The 14,480-nt window shown below is 70.9% G+C and carries 18 protein-coding genes; 8 read left to right on the plus strand and 10 right to left on the minus strand.

Annotated elements, in window-relative coordinates; genetic code table 11:
* Positions 1–217 precede the first annotated feature (217 nt).
* On the plus strand, positions 218–1,417 hold the full coding sequence (locus N912_RS0108715) for an MFS transporter (protein ID WP_028922146.1): 1,200 nt from the start codon (positions 218–220) through the stop codon (positions 1,415–1,417).
* A gap of 116 nt (positions 1,418–1,533) precedes the next feature.
* Here the strand turns inward: N912_RS0108715 and N912_RS63345 are convergent, their stop codons facing one another.
* Positions 1,534–2,952, minus strand: coding sequence for a hypothetical protein (locus N912_RS63345; RefSeq protein ID WP_156993281.1), 1,419 nt, complete (start codon positions 2,950–2,952; stop codon positions 1,534–1,536).
* A 225-nt stretch (positions 2,953–3,177) separates the two neighbouring features.
* Positions 3,178–3,519, minus strand: a complete 342-nt coding sequence (locus N912_RS63350) for a hypothetical protein (protein ID WP_156993283.1) — start codon at positions 3,517–3,519, stop codon at positions 3,178–3,180.
* On the opposite strand from N912_RS63350, the gene N912_RS61910 reads away from it, so the two are divergent.
* A complete protein-coding gene (locus tag N912_RS61910; protein WP_245645227.1) occupies positions 3,457–3,714 on the plus strand; it encodes a helix-turn-helix domain-containing protein in 258 nt (85 codons plus the stop codon). The two genes, N912_RS63350 and N912_RS61910, sit on opposite strands and share 63 nt — an antisense overlap.
* On the opposite strand, the gene N912_RS50400 is transcribed toward N912_RS61910, so the two are convergent.
* From N912_RS50400 to N912_RS50410, 3 genes are read right to left on the minus strand one after another with little or no spacing between them, the layout of a single operon-like run.
* Positions 3,644–4,504 carry an RNA polymerase sigma factor SigF gene (locus tag N912_RS50400; RefSeq protein ID WP_084210755.1) on the minus strand — a complete coding sequence of 287 codons (861 nt, stop codon included), beginning with the start codon at positions 4,502–4,504 and terminating at the stop codon, positions 3,644–3,646. The two genes, N912_RS61910 and N912_RS50400, sit on opposite strands and share 71 nt — an antisense overlap.
* Positions 4,501–4,941: an ATP-binding protein gene (locus N912_RS50405; protein WP_051579847.1), complete on the minus strand. Its 441-nt coding sequence runs from the start codon at positions 4,939–4,941 to the stop codon at positions 4,501–4,503. Before N912_RS50405 ends, N912_RS50400 begins: the two co-directional genes overlap by 4 nt.
* Entirely contained in the window at positions 4,938–5,330 is a 393-nt protein-coding gene (locus N912_RS50410) for an STAS domain-containing protein (RefSeq protein WP_156993285.1), read from the minus strand. The genes N912_RS50405 and N912_RS50410 overlap by 4 nt, the downstream gene beginning before the upstream one ends.
* A 130-nt stretch (positions 5,331–5,460) precedes the next feature.
* Between N912_RS50410 and N912_RS0108740 the strand changes: the two genes are divergently transcribed.
* Positions 5,461–6,087, plus strand: a complete 627-nt coding sequence (locus N912_RS0108740) for a TetR/AcrR family transcriptional regulator (protein ID WP_084210687.1) — start codon at positions 5,461–5,463, stop codon at positions 6,085–6,087.
* Between the two features lie 81 nt (positions 6,088–6,168).
* On the plus strand, positions 6,169–6,813 hold the full coding sequence (locus N912_RS60085) for a universal stress protein (RefSeq protein WP_028922149.1): 645 nt from the start codon (positions 6,169–6,171) through the stop codon (positions 6,811–6,813).
* A 63-nt stretch (positions 6,814–6,876) separates the two neighbouring features.
* Here N912_RS60085 and N912_RS50420 read toward each other — a convergent pair whose 3' ends face one another.
* The gene (locus N912_RS50420; RefSeq protein WP_051579849.1) at positions 6,877–7,848 is read right to left on the minus strand and encodes a hypothetical protein; all 972 of its coding nucleotides are present in this window, start codon (positions 7,846–7,848) and stop codon (positions 6,877–6,879) included.
* A gap of 449 nt (positions 7,849–8,297) precedes the next feature.
* Between N912_RS50420 and N912_RS65090 the strand changes: the two genes are divergently transcribed.
* Genes N912_RS65090 through N912_RS50430 form a run of 3 tightly spaced genes read left to right on the plus strand, consistent with a single transcriptional unit; the run spans position 8,298 to position 9,591 of the window.
* A complete protein-coding gene (locus tag N912_RS65090) occupies positions 8,298–8,453 on the plus strand; it encodes a hypothetical protein (protein ID WP_211261150.1) in 156 nt (51 codons plus the stop codon).
* A 44-nt stretch (positions 8,454–8,497) separates the two neighbouring features.
* Positions 8,498–9,277 (plus strand): MFS transporter, encoded by a 780-nt coding sequence (locus N912_RS50425; RefSeq protein WP_211261151.1) that lies wholly within the window; start codon positions 8,498–8,500, stop codon positions 9,275–9,277.
* A 56-nt stretch (positions 9,278–9,333) separates the two neighbouring features.
* A complete protein-coding gene (locus N912_RS50430; protein ID WP_028922150.1) occupies positions 9,334–9,591 on the plus strand; it encodes a Rossmann-fold NAD(P)-binding domain-containing protein in 258 nt (85 codons plus the stop codon).
* Here N912_RS50430 and N912_RS0108770 read toward each other — a convergent pair.
* Genes N912_RS0108770 through N912_RS0108780 form a run of 3 tightly spaced genes read right to left on the minus strand, consistent with a single transcriptional unit; the run spans position 9,588 to position 11,983 of the window.
* Positions 9,588–10,169, minus strand: a complete 582-nt coding sequence (locus N912_RS0108770; protein ID WP_028922151.1) for a TetR/AcrR family transcriptional regulator — start codon at positions 10,167–10,169, stop codon at positions 9,588–9,590. The two genes, N912_RS50430 and N912_RS0108770, sit on opposite strands and share 4 nt — an antisense overlap.
* 15 nt (positions 10,170–10,184) lie before the next feature.
* Positions 10,185–11,342: a pyridoxal phosphate-dependent aminotransferase gene (locus N912_RS0108775; protein ID WP_028922152.1), complete on the minus strand. Its 1,158-nt coding sequence runs from the start codon at positions 11,340–11,342 to the stop codon at positions 10,185–10,187.
* Positions 11,339–11,983 carry an RraA family protein gene (locus tag N912_RS0108780; RefSeq protein ID WP_028922153.1) on the minus strand — a complete coding sequence of 215 codons (645 nt, stop codon included), beginning with the start codon at positions 11,981–11,983 and terminating at the stop codon, positions 11,339–11,341. The genes N912_RS0108775 and N912_RS0108780 overlap by 4 nt, the downstream gene beginning before the upstream one ends.
* Positions 11,984–12,155: 172 nt before the next feature.
* Between N912_RS0108780 and N912_RS50435 the strand changes: the two genes are divergently transcribed.
* On the plus strand, positions 12,156–13,559 hold the full coding sequence (locus N912_RS50435; protein WP_051579850.1) for an MFS transporter: 1,404 nt from the start codon (positions 12,156–12,158) through the stop codon (positions 13,557–13,559).
* Here N912_RS50435 and N912_RS0108790 read toward each other — a convergent pair.
* Positions 13,485–14,444, minus strand: coding sequence for a LysR family transcriptional regulator (locus N912_RS0108790; RefSeq protein ID WP_028922154.1), 960 nt, complete (start codon positions 14,442–14,444; stop codon positions 13,485–13,487). The genes N912_RS50435 and N912_RS0108790 overlap by 75 nt on opposite strands.
* Between the last annotated feature and the right edge of the window lie 36 nt (positions 14,445–14,480).

Consider the following 14,480-nt stretch of genomic DNA (forward strand, 5'->3'; position numbering starts at 1 on the left):
GAGGACACGGCGGGGGCCGGTGGGGATCGGTTCCGGTGACTGGGTCATGGGTCCCTACCTTCCGTTCAAGGTAGGGACTGTTGGCAGCTGCGACAGCTACGGTTGACGGCGAGCCCCACCGCCGATGGCCTGCGAGTTTACCGCGCGGACGGCCGCGATGGGGGCCGTCTCACCCAGGTGGGCCGAAATACCGGACGGCGTTGGGTAGCCTCGGGCGGTGACCAGGAGCCGGGTTGCGTTGTTCGTGGCGTTGGGCATCGACAACTTCGGCTCGGGGTTGTTCCTGCCGTTGACGCTGGTGTTCGTCACGCGCGTGGTGGGGCTGCCGTTGGCGGTGGCGGGGACGGCGGTCACCGTGGGCACGGTGGCCGGGCTGGCCACTCCGGCGCTGGCCGGGCGGCTGGTGGACCGGCTCGGGGCGCGGGCGGTCGTGATCATCGCGCAGTTGCTGCAGGCGGGCGGGGTGGCGGCGTACCTGGCGGCGGACGGCGTGGCGCTGGTGGTGGCGGCGGCGGTGCTGGTGGCCTGCGGGCAGCAGGCGTTCTACAGCGCGCTGTTCGCGCTGATCGCGGACGTGGCCGGGGACGGGCCGAAGGACCGGGCGTTCACCGTGGCCAACATGGTGCGCGGCGCGAGCTTCGGGCTCGGGGCGCTGGCCGCGGGCGGGTTGCTGGTGTGGGCCGGTCCGGTCGGGTATCGGGTCGCGATCGGCGTCGACGCGGTGAGCTTCCTGGTCGCGGCGGCGCTGCTCGCGTTCTGGCTGCCTACCCCGGTGCGGGTACCGGCCGAGCCTGGTGCGCCGACCGCCCCTCGGCGCGGTGTGCTGCGCGACCGGCCCTACCTCACCCTGATCGTGATCAGCACGCTGTTCGGGCTGACCGTGGACTTCTTCCTGGTCGGCGTGCCGGTGTACGCGCTGGAGATACTGGGCGCCCCGGCGTGGCTGCCCGGCGCGATCCTGGCGCTGTTCACGGCGGTCACGAGCACGGCGGGCACGCTGGCGCTGCGGGCCACCGGCAGGTTGTCCCGGCCCGCCGCGATGCTGCTGGCCAGGCCCGTGGTGGTGGCGTGGTGCGCGGCGAGCGCCGCCGCCGTGCTGCTGCCCTCGGGCGCGCGACCGGCGTACCTGCTGGCGTGCACGCTGCTCCTCGCCGCCGCCAACCTGATCTCCGGCGGCCGCCTCAACGCCCTCGCCGAGGCCGCCGCGCCGCGGCACGCCCGGGGCCGCTACCTCTCCGCGTTCCAGTACGCGTTCACCGTCGCCGGCGTGCTCGCCCCGAGTGTGGTCGCGCTGTTCTCCGTCGCGCCCTGGCTGCCCTGGCTCACGGTCGCGACGCTCTCCGTGACCGGCGGGCTGGCACTGCGCTGGGTGGCGCCCCGGCTGCCCGCGCACGCGCTCGGCTCGGCCGTTCGGTGACCAGATCGAGCGGCCGGGAGAAGTCGCTGATCAGGTTCGGCACGGCGGAGTCCATCCCGGCGACGTCCAGCATGCCGGGTCGCCGGTGCAGATCCGTTGAGACACACTTCCGGTTATCACTTTCCGAAGAACTGGCGAATTCGCTCCCATGCGGTTGGCCGCAGCGATGAGTCAACCTTGAAGACGAGCCACCTGATACGGGTGCAATCGAGCTTGATTTCCCAGTACGCTCTGTAGGCGCTGCTTCTCGTCTCGCGAACAATCGCGCGAAGGTTCTCGGACGCATGACGCATGAGATAGTCATCAGGACTCGACTTTAGGTCGTGGAAAATTGCCCGCACGGTGAGCGCTCGTCCTGTTGGAGCGGACCGAGTTTCCCACCATGGAGTACCAGGTTTATCCAATGCGTGGCCCAGGCCGAACTCATTTTCTCGCAAGCCTTCCAAAATTAGTACACCATATTGACCAACGACGCGATCTATCTTACTGCAGTAGCCCGCTTCTTCAATTTCAGTAAGTGCGGACGAGACTATCTCAGCGTCCGCGCGCAGGCTCGCGACGAGCTGTTCGAGGCTCGGGTCGGCGTAACCGATTTGGGGAATGTCGACTGTTGCCGACTCGTCCGCCACTTCTATTATCTCTTTGAGTGTCGACCCGTTCGCGGTTTTCCTCGTAGAGATCCAGCGGGAGCCTCGGGGCAGCAGTTTGTTGCCGCGCCAAGCAAAATCGTCACGCCCCGTAAAGGATGCGATATCGCCACGTTCGGGGAATACCTGAAGGCGACTTATCCCATTGAAGCGAAGGCGAGCGAGACGGTGTTCGATGCCTTCCAGGCTCGTGATTACTCGCAGCAGGCTTGTCCGGCATGCAACACTTGCGGTTTTGTTCAATTCTGCTCGTCCACGGACATCGCTGTTAAGTGCCGCGTACAAGAACGCCAGCAACGTTCCCAACGCCAGGAGTGTCGGCAGGCTCACGCCGCTTTCGAATATATAGCCTGAGATTTGAACGAGTGGCCCTACTAGCAAGGTCGGGAATCCCAGACACCACAATGCACCGAAGATTGCGACCAAGAGTAGCAGTCTCTGCCTAAAGAATGACCTAAAGATCGATAAGATGACGGACGCCACGAATACTGGGACGAATGTCACGAAGAGCGCAACCATTCGCATAAAAGAAGAAGTGAGCCCCGAGGCGAGCACTCTCAAACTCAGGTCAGAGTGGAAGATGAACCCTTGCCCGTCTTCGACTCCGCGGGGACGCCTTGCCAGGGTATCGTCAGGGGGGAAGATTAGACTTGCGTTCCAAAGCAGCGACTCGGTCGCGACAAACCAGTCGGCGAACAGATCGTCGAGAGCCAGGTCGCTTCCCGGTAGGAACTCGTCACAGAATCTACCAATACATGCTATCCAGACCCTACATAGAACGAAGGCAAGAAGGCCAACAAGACGCAGGGTTCCGATGACAAATCGGAGCATTATCAAAATAGCAAACGTATACAGCGCGAGCCTCACTTCTAGCGGCCAGCCGACCATGACCTGAGGCTCTAAGAAGAGCAGGAGCGCTCGTAGCTCACCGATCCATTCTATAAGTTCGTTCACCAAGGTGTGCCGTCCCGGATTCAATCCGATGGGGGGCACACAGCTTACTGCGTACGTTGCGGTCGCGGTGGCTGTTTTGTTCAACCGATGATGGACGGGCTGTACACAGGCGGAATCGGCGTCAACGTGTCGTCTTGTAGCGGATGCCGCAGAAGGTCCCTACCCGGACCGGGCCCCGGTGACCCGCGAGCCCGGCGAGCTCTGGGACAGCCACCATGGCGAGCCCGTCCCGGCCGGCGCGGTGTAGCGCGTGCCGTGGAAGGTGAACCCGCCGTCGGCGCCCACCCGGACCGGGCGCGCGGGCACCGTGCGCGCGGTGGCTTCTAGGACTCCGAAACCGAGCGTGCCGGCGGCGAGGGTGCCGCGCTCGAACACCAGCCCACGCCCGGCGGGGCGCTCACGCCGCTCGACCGGGCCGGGCCGGCGCTGCTCCAGACCCTGGAGACCTATCTTGATCTCGGCGGCAACGCGCAGGCCACCGCGACCAGGCTGAACCTGCACCGCAGCAGCCTCTACTACCGGCTCGACCGCATCGCAGAGCTGCCTGGGGGTCGACCTGTCCAACGGCCTGGTCCGCCTCGAACTGCACCTCGAGCTCAAGCGCCGCCGGGTCGAGCGGCGCACGCTACACAGGTTCTGAGTCCGGCGGCTGGTCGTCGAGGAACCGCTCGCGGAGTCGGGCCAGGGTCGCGGTGAGCAGTCGGGAGACGTGCATCTGGGAGACGCCGATGCGTTCGGCGATCTGGGACTGGGTCATGTTGGCGTAGAAGCGCATGGTCAGGATGGCGCGTTCCCGCTCGGGCAGCTCGGCCAGCATCGGTTGCAGGGCCTCGTGGTACTCGACGTGTTCGAGGTCGGGGTCCGGTTCGCCGAGCAGCTCGCCCAGGGTGGTCTCGCCGGACTGGTTGTCGGCGGTGAGGACCTCGTCCAGCGAGCTGGCGCGGTAGGCCTGGCCCGCCTCGAGTCCCTCCAGAACCTCCTCGACCGGCAGGTCCAGCCGCTCGGCGATCTCGCTGGGCCTCGGCGCCCGGCCGAGGTCCTGGAACAGCTGGGAGGTCGCGGTGGTGATCGCGACATGGAGGTCCTTGAGCCGGCGCGGCACCCGCATGCTCCAGCCCTGGTCGCGGAAGTAGCGGCGGATCTCCCCGGTGATGGTGGGCACCAGATAGGACAGGAACTCGTCGGTCAGCTCGGGGTCGTACCGATCGAGCGCCCGAATCAACCCCACGGTGGCGACCTGGGTCAGGTCCTCCACCGGTTCGCCCCGGCGGGCGAAGCGCCGCGCCATCCGCTGGGCGACCGGGAGGTAGCCGGTGACCAGCCGGTCGCGCAACGCGGCGCGGCGCGGGTCGCCCGGGGTGGTCGCCGCGAACTCGGCCAGCGTCTCGGCGAGCTGGCCGAACGAGCCGCCGCCGCCGGGGGTGCTCGTCTCGAGCGGTGCCACCGGCGGTTGGCCACCGGCGCGCCCGCCCCGGCTCAGTGTCATCCCCCGCTCCACGGGGTGTGGGTGGTGAACCGGATCGCCACCCACCCGGGCAGCCGATCGACGTCGGTGACCAGCTCGACCTCGTCGGTGAGCGCGCGCAACAGCTGCCAGCCGAACCCGCCGGTGTCCACCCCGGCGGCGCTCGGCCGGGTCGCCGTCGCCACCTCGACATGCATCCGGTCCGCGCCCACCTCGGGCACGGTGAACGTACAGCTCAACGTCGCGTCGGGGGCGGCGAGCTCGATCAGGCTGTTGCACGCCTCGTCGACGGCGAGACGCAGGTCGGCGATGGTGTCGACGTCGAAGTCGGCCTGCCCGGCCAGGTGCGCGGCCATCGCCCGCACCGCGGCGACCATGCTGGCTCGGGCCGCGACGCCCAGCTCGACGACGCTCGCCCCCGCGGACAGCGAGCGCCCGAGGTTCGCGCTCGGCCTCACCCTCCGCGAACCGACACGATCTTGTCCACGCCGCTGACCCGCAGCGCGCGCGACGCCGCCAGCTGTGGGTTGAGCACCTCGAACTCCAGGCCGCAACGCCGGCAGAGCTTGTCGACCTCGAGCAGCACCTGGAGCCCCGCCGACCCCAGGAACTCCACCTCGGCCAGGTCCAGCACCACCCGCTGGCCATCGGCCCGGGCGCACACCCGGGTCAGCTCGCCGCGCAAGGTGGCCGACGTGGCGAGGTCCACCTCGCCGGTCGGCCGCACCACCAGCGCGTCCCCGGGGACATCCTGAACCGAGACCTTCAAATCCGCCCGACCCTTCGCGCCCATCTCGAACCGTCCGGCCGGCCCCCGGGGATCCGTCCCATCCGACTCGTGGAGCACGCCCGCTCCTCTCGTGGTCCCCGCCAGGCCATGGACAGACCGGTCTTGCCTCGCAGCTCACCATAAGAGAGAAGGACCGCCCTGTCTACCGGTAGGAGGACCGGTCTGTCCGGTCGTATGATGGCCAGCCATGGAACCGCGAGACCCCGTGTTCGGCCCGGCCTCGGCGTCCGCCGAGGAGCTGCTGGTTCGGGAGACGAACGCCGCCAGGGAGCGGATCCTGTCCACCGCCTACGCGCTGTTCTCCCGCCGGGGCATCCGCGCGGTCGGGGTCGACGAGATCCTGGCCCGTTCCGGGGTCGCCAAGGCCACCCTGTACCGGCACTTCAGGTCCAAGGACGACCTGGTGCTGGCGTTCCTGCGGCGCCGCGAGCAGCTCTGGACCATCCAACTCGTCGAGCGGCAGTCCCACCTGCGCGGCGACACCCCCGAACAGCGACTGCTCGCGATCTTCGACGTGTTCGACGACTGGTTCGCCCGCCGGGAGGACTTCGACGGCTGCTCGTTCATCAACGTGCTCATCGAGCTCGGCGCCGAGCACCCCGCCGGCAGGGCCAGCATCCGCTACCTGGACAACATCCGGGGCATCGTGCGGGAACGCGCCCACCAGGCCGGCCTGCGCGACCCCGACGGGTTCGCCCGCTCCTGGCACATCCTCATGAAGGGCTCCATCATCTCCGCCGCCGAGGGCGACACCGGCGCCGCCCGCCGCGCCCAGAACATGGCCCGCCAGCTCATCGAGAGCCACCGGGCGTGACCGGGCCGGGTGGACGGGCTTGTCCGACCCCGCCGCCGGGGAGGACGCTGGCGGTGCCCACTTCCTAGGGAGGCGGATCCGATGGGCCTCGGCGCGTCCTCGGGTCGCATCGTGTTGATCGACGAACCGGACCGGCCGACCGAAACCTGGGCGGGACCCTGGTGCCGGAGGGCCGGCTACGAGCTGACCCGCCGATCGCCGTCACCGGGAACCGCCCTGGACGGCGGCCCGATCGTCGCCGACCGCGGACGGCTCGCGGCCGACGTGGCCGCCCTGAACGGGGCCGGCACCTCGGTGCTCGTCAACCGATGGCCCGCGTGCCTGCCCGGTGGCCGCAACGCCGTCGCGGCGCTGCGCGACCTCCCGCGCGACGAGGCAGTCCTGCTGCACGCGGCCGCGTGCGCCTCCGCGCTTGCCGCACCGCTGCTGTTGGTGCACGCGGTGCCCGTCTCCTTCGCCGAGCGCAGCGTCGGCCTCGACGAGGCGGTGGCCCACGGGCGGCGGGTGCTCGACACCGGGCTCGCCCTGGTGGCCGGGAAGGAGCCGGAGGTCAACGCGGTGACCCGCCTGGTGCGCAGCCGCGCGCACGAGATCGTGACGGCGATGCGCTCGGCCGCACTCCTCGTGGTGGGAGGGCCACGGGTGGGGACGGGGAGGCCACTGGGGCTGGTCGCGGTCAGCGCGCTGCACCACTCCGGTTGTCCGGTGTTGCTCGTCGGGCGGTGACCGGCCGGACTCAGCGGGAGTCGAGGCGCAGGTCCGACAGGGCCTCGGGGATCTCCGGCGAGGCTACCGCCGCGATGCGCGGACGGCCGCGACCAGCAGCCCGATGGCGGCCACGCCGAACACGACGTTGCCGAGGACGGCCGTCGTGCGCGGGACCGCCATCTCCCGCGCGTGCACGCAGCCGACCCAGACGTAGGTCAGCAGCGCTCCCCCGGCGAGTGCGACGCGATGGGTCGCGCCCCAGCCGGCGGCACGGCACCAGCGCACGCACAGCGCGACGGCGGCCGCGGCCAGCGCGCACCAGGCGACGGCGATCGCCCACTGCGGTGCGCCGTCGGGCAGGAACTCCCGGCTCCAGGCCAGGCTGGTCACGCCGAACGCCGCGAGCCCCACCGCCGCCGGGGTGGGCGCGGCGGCGTCCCGGCGCGGCATCGACCGGGCGCCAAGCAGCAGGCCCAGCGCGACCAGCCCGGCGATGGCCGCGAACGACCAGGCCAGCTCGGCCGCCGAGGCGACGAACCCGGTCTGGGCGACCTGCATGGCGCACAGCGCCGCCGAGCCCGTCACGAACACCACGGCGGTGACCGTCAGCCCGACCTTGCCCAGCCATGGTCGGGCGCGGTCGCGGCGGAACGCTTCCACCAGCGCGATGGGCACGCAGATGCTCCAGATGGTGTGCATCGTCAGCACGTCCTGGAGCATCTGGGCGCTGGTCCCCAACGCCGGAACGTAGGTGGCGGAGTAGGCGGCCGCGATGTCGAACCCACCGTAGGTCGGGTTCCACAGCATCATGTCGATCGGCCCCTCCTCCAGCAGGGCGTAGGCCGCCGCGAACGCAACGATCGTCGCCCAGCCGCGGCCGAGGCGCCGGGCCACCTCGCGGATCAACAGCGCCCCGCCGCCGTACATGGGCGCGAACATGAACAGCGATCCCACATCGGTGATCGGCGTGTTCCCGAGCAGGTACTCGCCCACCAGCGGCGCGAGGAAGAAGAGCGCGACCGCCGACCCGAGGTTCGCCCTGTTCTCGATCATGCGGGGAGGGTATGGCAACGCGCCGGCCTGGGGCGTCGGACGGACGGCCACGCCGGGGTGGCCATCCGGCTGACGGGCGCGATACCAACGGTGTGGTCTACGAGATCGCTGGGATGGCCGCGTCGAGGAGCGGCTTCGCGGCTTCGGGCGCGCTCCGATCGAGCGCACCGCCGGGCCGAGCGACACCCGCTATACGTTGAGGTGGGGGAAGATCCGGTCAGGTTGTCGAGGATCAGTGCGAGCGTGAAGTCGAACCGCTCGTGTCCGGTGCCGGAGGTCAGTTCGGCCGCGTAGCGCCGGGTGTGCGGGAAGCGGTCGGCGGGCAGTGCGCTGAACCGGTCGATGAGCTCCTCGCGGCCGAGCACCCATTCGTCGTCGCGGTGTTGTTGCCGTTGGTGCACCAGTGAGCGTTCCACGGCCTGTTCGGGTCGGTGATGATCCCGCAGGGCATGGCGCTCGTGAAGATCGTCTTCCCGCCCGAGCACCTGCGCCGGGCGCTGATGCCGTTTGGCCCGATCATGGGGCTGGCGACGGTGGCCGGGCCGATTCTGGCTGGCTGCTGTACCTGGACCTGTTCGGCGGCGGGTGGCGTTCGATCTTTCTGATCAACGTCCCGTTCGGCCTCCTCGCCGCCGCGCTCGGCTGGTGGGTGCTGCCCCGGCGCGGTGGCGAGGACCGGGAGGCGCGTCTCGACCCGCTCGGCGTGGGCCTGCTCACCGCCGGCTCGGCGCTGCTGATCGTGCCGCTCATCCAGGGCCGCGAGCTGGGCTGGCCGTGGTGGACGCACGCGATGACGGCCGCGTCGCTGGTGGCGTTCGGGCTGTTCGTGGTGTCCGAACGCCGAGGCCGCCACCCGGTCGTCACGCCGTCGCTGTTCGGCCGCCGAGGCTTCGTCGTCGGCCTGCTGGTCGTCGGCGGGTTCTACGCGTCGCTCAGCGCGTTCGTCCTGGTCGTCAACCTGCTGTTGCAGTCGGGGCTGGCCTGGACACCGCTGCGCGCCGGCCTCGCGCTGGTCCCCTGGGCGCTGGGCACCGCGGTCGCCACCCTGGCCTCCGGCGCGGTGCTCGCCGAGAGGCTCGGGCGCGCCGGCCTGCGCCTGGGGCTGGCCGTCGCCGTGGTCGGCCTGCTCGCCCTGTGCTGGACCACCGCGCACCGGGGCGGCGCCCGGCTGCTGTTCATCCCGCTGTTCGACTTCGTCCTCGGCAACGCCACCCCCGAGGAGGTCGGCACCGGAGCGGGCATGCTCAACGCCGCCCAGCAGTTCGCGGGCGCGATCGGTGTCGCCGCGCTCGGCACCGTGTTCTTCGCCCGTGCCGAAACATCCTACGTCGCCGCCGCCGAGCTGGTGTTCGCCCTCTGCGCCGCCAGCTACGTCCTGACCCTGCCGCTGGTCGGGCTCCTACCCGAGCACGCCGCGCGGAAGGAGTGACTCCATGACGACGAACACCGCCCTGATCACCGGAACCGGCCGCCGCGGCCCGCATCGTGAACGTCTCCAGCGTCTCCGCGCTGCAGGTCGCCACCGGCCTTGACCTGGGCGCCAGCCCGCGCGCCCCCGCCCACTCCTTCGCCAAGCACACCCTCAACGTCCTCACCACGGTGCTCGCCAGGGCACTGCGGGACACCCCGATCCTCGTCAACTCCGTCGATCCGGGCGAGACCGCCACCCACCCCGAACGCGGCGACGAGGACGACGCCCGCCCCACCGGCGGGTTCTTCCGCGACGGGCGGCCGCCGGCCTAGGCGCCGGTCGGCGACCAGCCGCGCAACGCACCGATGTAGGCGGACGTGAGGCGTGCCGCGACGGCGCTCGGCGCCATGCCGGCCTCGGTGAGCAGGTCGTTGATCTCGCGGGGGTCGAAGATGATGTTCCACAGGAACAGCGCGTGCTCGATCTCCCGCGACGGGAGCCCCAGCTCGTCCAGCAGCTCACGCACCGGGCGCGTCCAGGCGCTCTGCATGGTCCGGATGGTCTTGTCGCCCGCGTGGAGCCGCTCGAGGTAGCCGCGGCGGGACCGCAGCCGCACCATGACCACGCCGTGCTCGCCGACGAGCTCCATCCACTTCGCGACCACCGCGTCGAACAGCGTGCGGCCCTCCAGCTCGGAGTCCGCGCTGAACCCGTCCAGCTCCTCGGCGACCCGCAACGTGTAGGTCGCGAGGACGTCGTCGATGGTCGAGAAGTAGCGGTAGGCCGTCGCGGCACCGATCTCGGCGCGCGCGGCGATGGCCTGCATGGTCAGCTCGTCGGGCGCCTCGCGCGCGAGCTGACCGACGGCCTCCATGAGCCTGCGCTGGTTGCGCCTGGTGTCACTGCGCATTTGAGCCCCAGGATCTCACATCGGGTCGGCGGCGAAGTACTCGCGAAGCCGTTCGATGCCGGTGCGCAGGTCGGGCTCGGACGCGGCGAACGAGATCCGGACGTGCCCCTGCCCGGACGGGCCGTACTCGGAGCCCGCGCGGACCAGCACCCCTCGTTCGGCGAGGTCGCGGGTCACCTCGCTCGCCGGCGCCTCGGCGGCGTACCGCACGAACCCGTAGAAGGCGCCCTCCGGTGGTGTCAGGTCGAGTCCGGGAGCGCCGGCGAGCTCGTCCACGACCAGTGCCCGGCGACGGCGGTACGCCGCGAGCATCGGCTCGATGGCCGTGTCGGGCAGCTCCAGCGCCCGCAGCGCAGCGAGCTGCACGGCCGTGTTGAGCGAGCCGTTCATCGTGCGGTGCACGCGCGCCGCGACCTCGACCAGGCCGGCGGGCCCGGCGAGGTAGCCGACGCGCCACCCGGTCATCGCGTAGGTCTTGGAGAAGGTCTGGACGTACACGGTGCGCTCGCGGAGGGACTCGATCTCCAGGGCAGACCGGAACGTGTAGCCCGGATAGACCAGCCGGTGGTAGGCCTCGTCGGCCACCACCACCGTGCGGCTCCCCTCCAGCAGGCGACCGAGCGCGCGCAGCTCGTCGTCGCGGTGGACGATCCCGGTGGGGTTGGCCGGGTTGGAGAAGACCACCATGGCCGCGCCGGGCAGCGCCGAGGCCAGCCTGTCGAGGTCCCAGTGCAGGGATCCGTCCAGCGGGACGAAGTCGACGGTCCCGCCGGCGAGCGTCACGAGGTCGGCGTAGAGCGAGTACGTGGGTTCGGGTATGACCACGCGGTCGCCCGGCCCGATCATCCCGAAGATGGTGGCGGTGAGGGCGGCGGTGGCGCCGTGGGTGACGAGCACCTCGTCCGGGGACCGCCGGGCCGCCGGGCCGGGAAGGCGGTCGGCGATCGCCGCCCGCAGCGCGGGCAGCCCGCTCTGGTCCGCGTAGTGGGTGTGCCCGTCGCGCAGCGCCCGTTCCGCCGCCGCCACGACCTCCGGCGGCGTGGGGAAGTCCGGCTCCCCCATCGCCAGCGACACCGCCCCCGCCGGCGCCGGGGCGAGCGCCGGCCGGGTTGACGTGCGCCGCAGGTCCAGGATCCGGCCCGCCGGCGCCCAGTGCTCGACCGTCGCGCTCACCGGCGCGCCCGGGCCTCGAGGATGCGCGCTCGCAGGGCCTCCTCGTTGCCGACGACCCGTCCGACCCGCTCGGACACCTGCTCGATCTTCGCCGTGGGCACGACCACCACCCCGTCGGCGTCGCCGACGATCAGGTCCCCTGGCGCGACCACCACGCCGCCCACGGCAACGGGCCCGCCGACCGAGCCCGGCCCGTCCTTGAACGGCCCGGCGGGCGTCACGGCCCGGGCGTAGACGGTCAGCCCCTGCCGGGACAGCGCATCGACGTCACGCACGGCGCCGTCGACCACGGCCCCGACCATCCCGGCCGAGATCATGATCTCGCCGATCAGGTCGCCGATGAGGGCTCGCGTCGTGTCGCCCCGGCCGTTCACCACCAGCACGTCGCCGGGGCGGGCCTCGTCCAGCGCGCGGTGGATGGCGAGGTTGTCACCCGAGCGCACGTCGACGGGCAGCGCGAACCCCACCAGGCGATCCCGCCGGGTACGCAGCCCGACCCCGCCGTCCAGCACGGACATCCGCTCCAGCGCGTCGCCGACGTTGGCCGCCGGCACGTCCGCGAACCGCTCGAGTACCCGAGGGTCCGGGCGCTCCCAATGGCCGGCGACGGCGATGTTGTCCACCTGGACATCGAGGAACATGAACCTACCCTCTTTGAGACTTCCTTCTCAGATGAGACGACATTATCGGATGACCACGCGGCTTGACAACCGACCGGGCACCGGTTGACAGCCCGCCGACCGTACTGAGACAGTCCGCTTAAGTGAGAGAGTCACCTCACTGGAGGCTCGGCCGGAGGATAGGGTGCGGACAGTGGCGTCATGGGGTCCCGAGCAGTCGGACGAGCTCGAGAAGAGCACGATGCGCAGGGTGGCCTGGCGCTTCCTGCCGGTCATCGTCGTCACGTACTTCGTCGCATACGTCGACCGCGTCAACATCGGCATGGTCAAGGCCGAGATGTCGCACGACATCGGCCTGACCAGCGTCGGCTTCGGCCTCGCCAGCGGACTGATCTTCATCGGGCTGATCCTGTTCGAGGTGCCGAGCAACCGGATGGCGCTGCGCTTCGGCGCCCGCAAGTGGATCACGCGGATCATGCTCAGCTGGGGTCTGGTCGTCATCGCGACGTCGCTGGTGCAGACGCCCGGACACCTCTACATCGCCCGCGTCCTGCTGGGCCTTGGCGAGGCCGGCATGGCGCCGGCGCTGTTCCTGTTCCTCGGCCAGTGGTTCCCCGGCCGCCACCGCGCCGCCGCGTTCAGCGCCCTGTTCCTGTCCATCCCGATCGCCATGGCGTTCGGCAGCCCGTTGACCGGATGGCTGCTCGAGTCGACGCACGACGCGCTGGGCCTGCCGGGTTGGCGCTGGGTGTTCCTGATCGAGGGGGCCGCCGCGCTCGCCGTGGCGCCCCTGGTCTTCATCTTGCTGGCCGACACGCCGGCGCGCGCCGGCTGGCTGCGCGAGGACCAACGCGCCTGGCTGGACGCACGGCTGGCCGAGGAGCACGAGCAGCGCAAGGCGGGCGCACCGCACTCGTTCTGGCGGGCGCTGACGGACCGGCGCGTGCTGCTCCTCTCGGCGATCTTCCTGCTGCTCGGCTACGGCACCAACGCGATGGTGTACTGGCTGCCGACCATCGTGCGCAACGCCACGGTGAACCTCTCCCCGCTGCGGGTGGGGCTCGTCTCGGCCACCCCGTTCGTGGTGGCCGCCGGCGCGATCGTGCTGGTCGGGTACGTCGCGCGGCGGGTCGGGAACCGCCGGAGCGTGCTGCTGGCGCCCGTCCTGGTGTCCCTGGTCGGGTTCGTCGGCGCGATGCTCCTGCTGCACCAGATCGTGTTCGCGATGGCGCTGATCTGCCTGGCGCTCGGCGGCGCCCTCGCCGCGCAGCCGCAGTTCTGGACGCTTCCCACCGGCTACCTGACCGGCGCGAGCGCCGCCGGCGGCATCGCCATGATCAACTCGGTGAACAACGTGGGCGGTTTCGCGGCCCCGTACACGTTCGGCTGGCTGACCCAGGCCAGTGGCGGCAGCGCGCTGCCGTTCCTGGTCATGGCCTCGGCGCAGGCGCTGGCCGCGATACTGATCGTGGTGGCGTACCGGCGGCGGGGGCCGGCCGTTCACGGCGCGGGGTCACCGGGGTCACCGGGGTCCGATCCGGGCGGCGCCGGGCTCGGCCAGCCACCGGGCCGACGGCCAGGCGCCGCTCTCGACTGAGCGCCGCATCTCCTCGATGAGCAGCTCGGCGACGCCGCGCACCGCGTAGCCGAGCCGCCGGGTCCTCGGCAGCGCCATCCGCAGCCGCCGCCGCAGGCCGTCATCGAGCAGCGGTGCCCCGGACAGGTGCCCACGCTCGACGTCCTTGGCCACCGCGATGCTGGGCAGCACCGTGTACCCCACGCCCGCCGACGCGAGCCGCTGCTGCACGTCCATCGAGTTGGTCTCCACGGCGACGGTCAGCGCGATGTTCTGTTCGGCGGCCACCCGTTCCAGCATGGTGCGCATCGCGTGCGTCGGGCTCGGCTGGATCCGCACCCGCTCGTGGACATCTCGAAACCGCACCGGCCGGTCCGGCGACAGGTCCGAGCCCGGCGGGCCGACCACCCACAGCGCCTCGTCGAGCAGCACCCGCGTCTCGATCGCGGACGACGGCCGGACCTCGTAGATCACCGCCAGGTCGATGTCGGCGGCGTCGAGCCAGTCGGCGAGGTGGCGGGTGTAACCGATCGACAGCCGCGGCCGCACGGCCGGGTGCTCGGCCGCCAGCCGGCGCACCAGCGCCTCGGAGATCGGCTCCGCGAAGCTGGGCGACAGGCCGAGGGTGACCACCCCGCGCAGCTCGCCCGAGGCCGGCCGGATCTCGGCCCGTGCCCGCTCCAGCTCGCTCAGCGCCCGGCGGGCGTGCTCCAGCAGCACCTGCCCGTCGTCGGTCAGCCGCATCCCCTGCCGGGTGCGCTCGAACAGCGGCACGCCCAGCTCGTCCTCCAGCAGCCTGATCTGCCGCGACACCGCCGGCTGCACCAGATGCAGCACGTCCGCGGCCCGGGTCACGCTGCCCGTCTGGGCCACGGCCACCAGCGCCGCAAGCTGCCGGACGTCCACACCACACCACGCCTTCCGCCCATGCCGAGGGCTCAT

Source organism: Actinospineispora acaciae DSM 45401 (assembly GCF_000620785.1).
GTDB classification, from domain to species: domain Bacteria; phylum Actinomycetota; class Actinomycetes; order Mycobacteriales; family Pseudonocardiaceae; genus Pseudonocardia; species Pseudonocardia acaciae.

Excerpts from the sequence above, each read along its gene's own strand:
- N912_RS63345 (WP_156993281.1), bottom strand. The coding sequence starts at position 2,952 with ATGGTCGGCTGGCCGCTAGAAGTGAGGCTCGCGCTGTATACGTTTGCT.
- N912_RS50400 (WP_084210755.1), bottom strand. The coding sequence starts at position 4,504 with ATGACACTGAGCCGGGGCGGGCGCGCCGGTGGCCAACCGCCGGTGGCA.
- N912_RS0108740 (WP_084210687.1), top strand. The coding sequence starts at position 5,461 with ATGGAACCGCGAGACCCCGTGTTCGGCCCGGCCTCGGCGTCCGCCGAG.
- N912_RS60085 (WP_028922149.1), top strand. The coding sequence starts at position 6,169 with ATGGGCCTCGGCGCGTCCTCGGGTCGCATCGTGTTGATCGACGAACCG.
- N912_RS50420 (WP_051579849.1), bottom strand. The coding sequence starts at position 7,848 with ATGATCGAGAACAGGGCGAACCTCGGGTCGGCGGTCGCGCTCTTCTTC.
- N912_RS65090 (WP_211261150.1), top strand. The coding sequence starts at position 8,298 with ATGGCGCTCGTGAAGATCGTCTTCCCGCCCGAGCACCTGCGCCGGGCG.
- N912_RS0108770 (WP_028922151.1), bottom strand. The coding sequence starts at position 10,169 with ATGCGCAGTGACACCAGGCGCAACCAGCGCAGGCTCATGGAGGCCGTC.
- N912_RS0108780 (WP_028922153.1), bottom strand. The coding sequence starts at position 11,983 with ATGTTCCTCGATGTCCAGGTGGACAACATCGCCGTCGCCGGCCATTGG.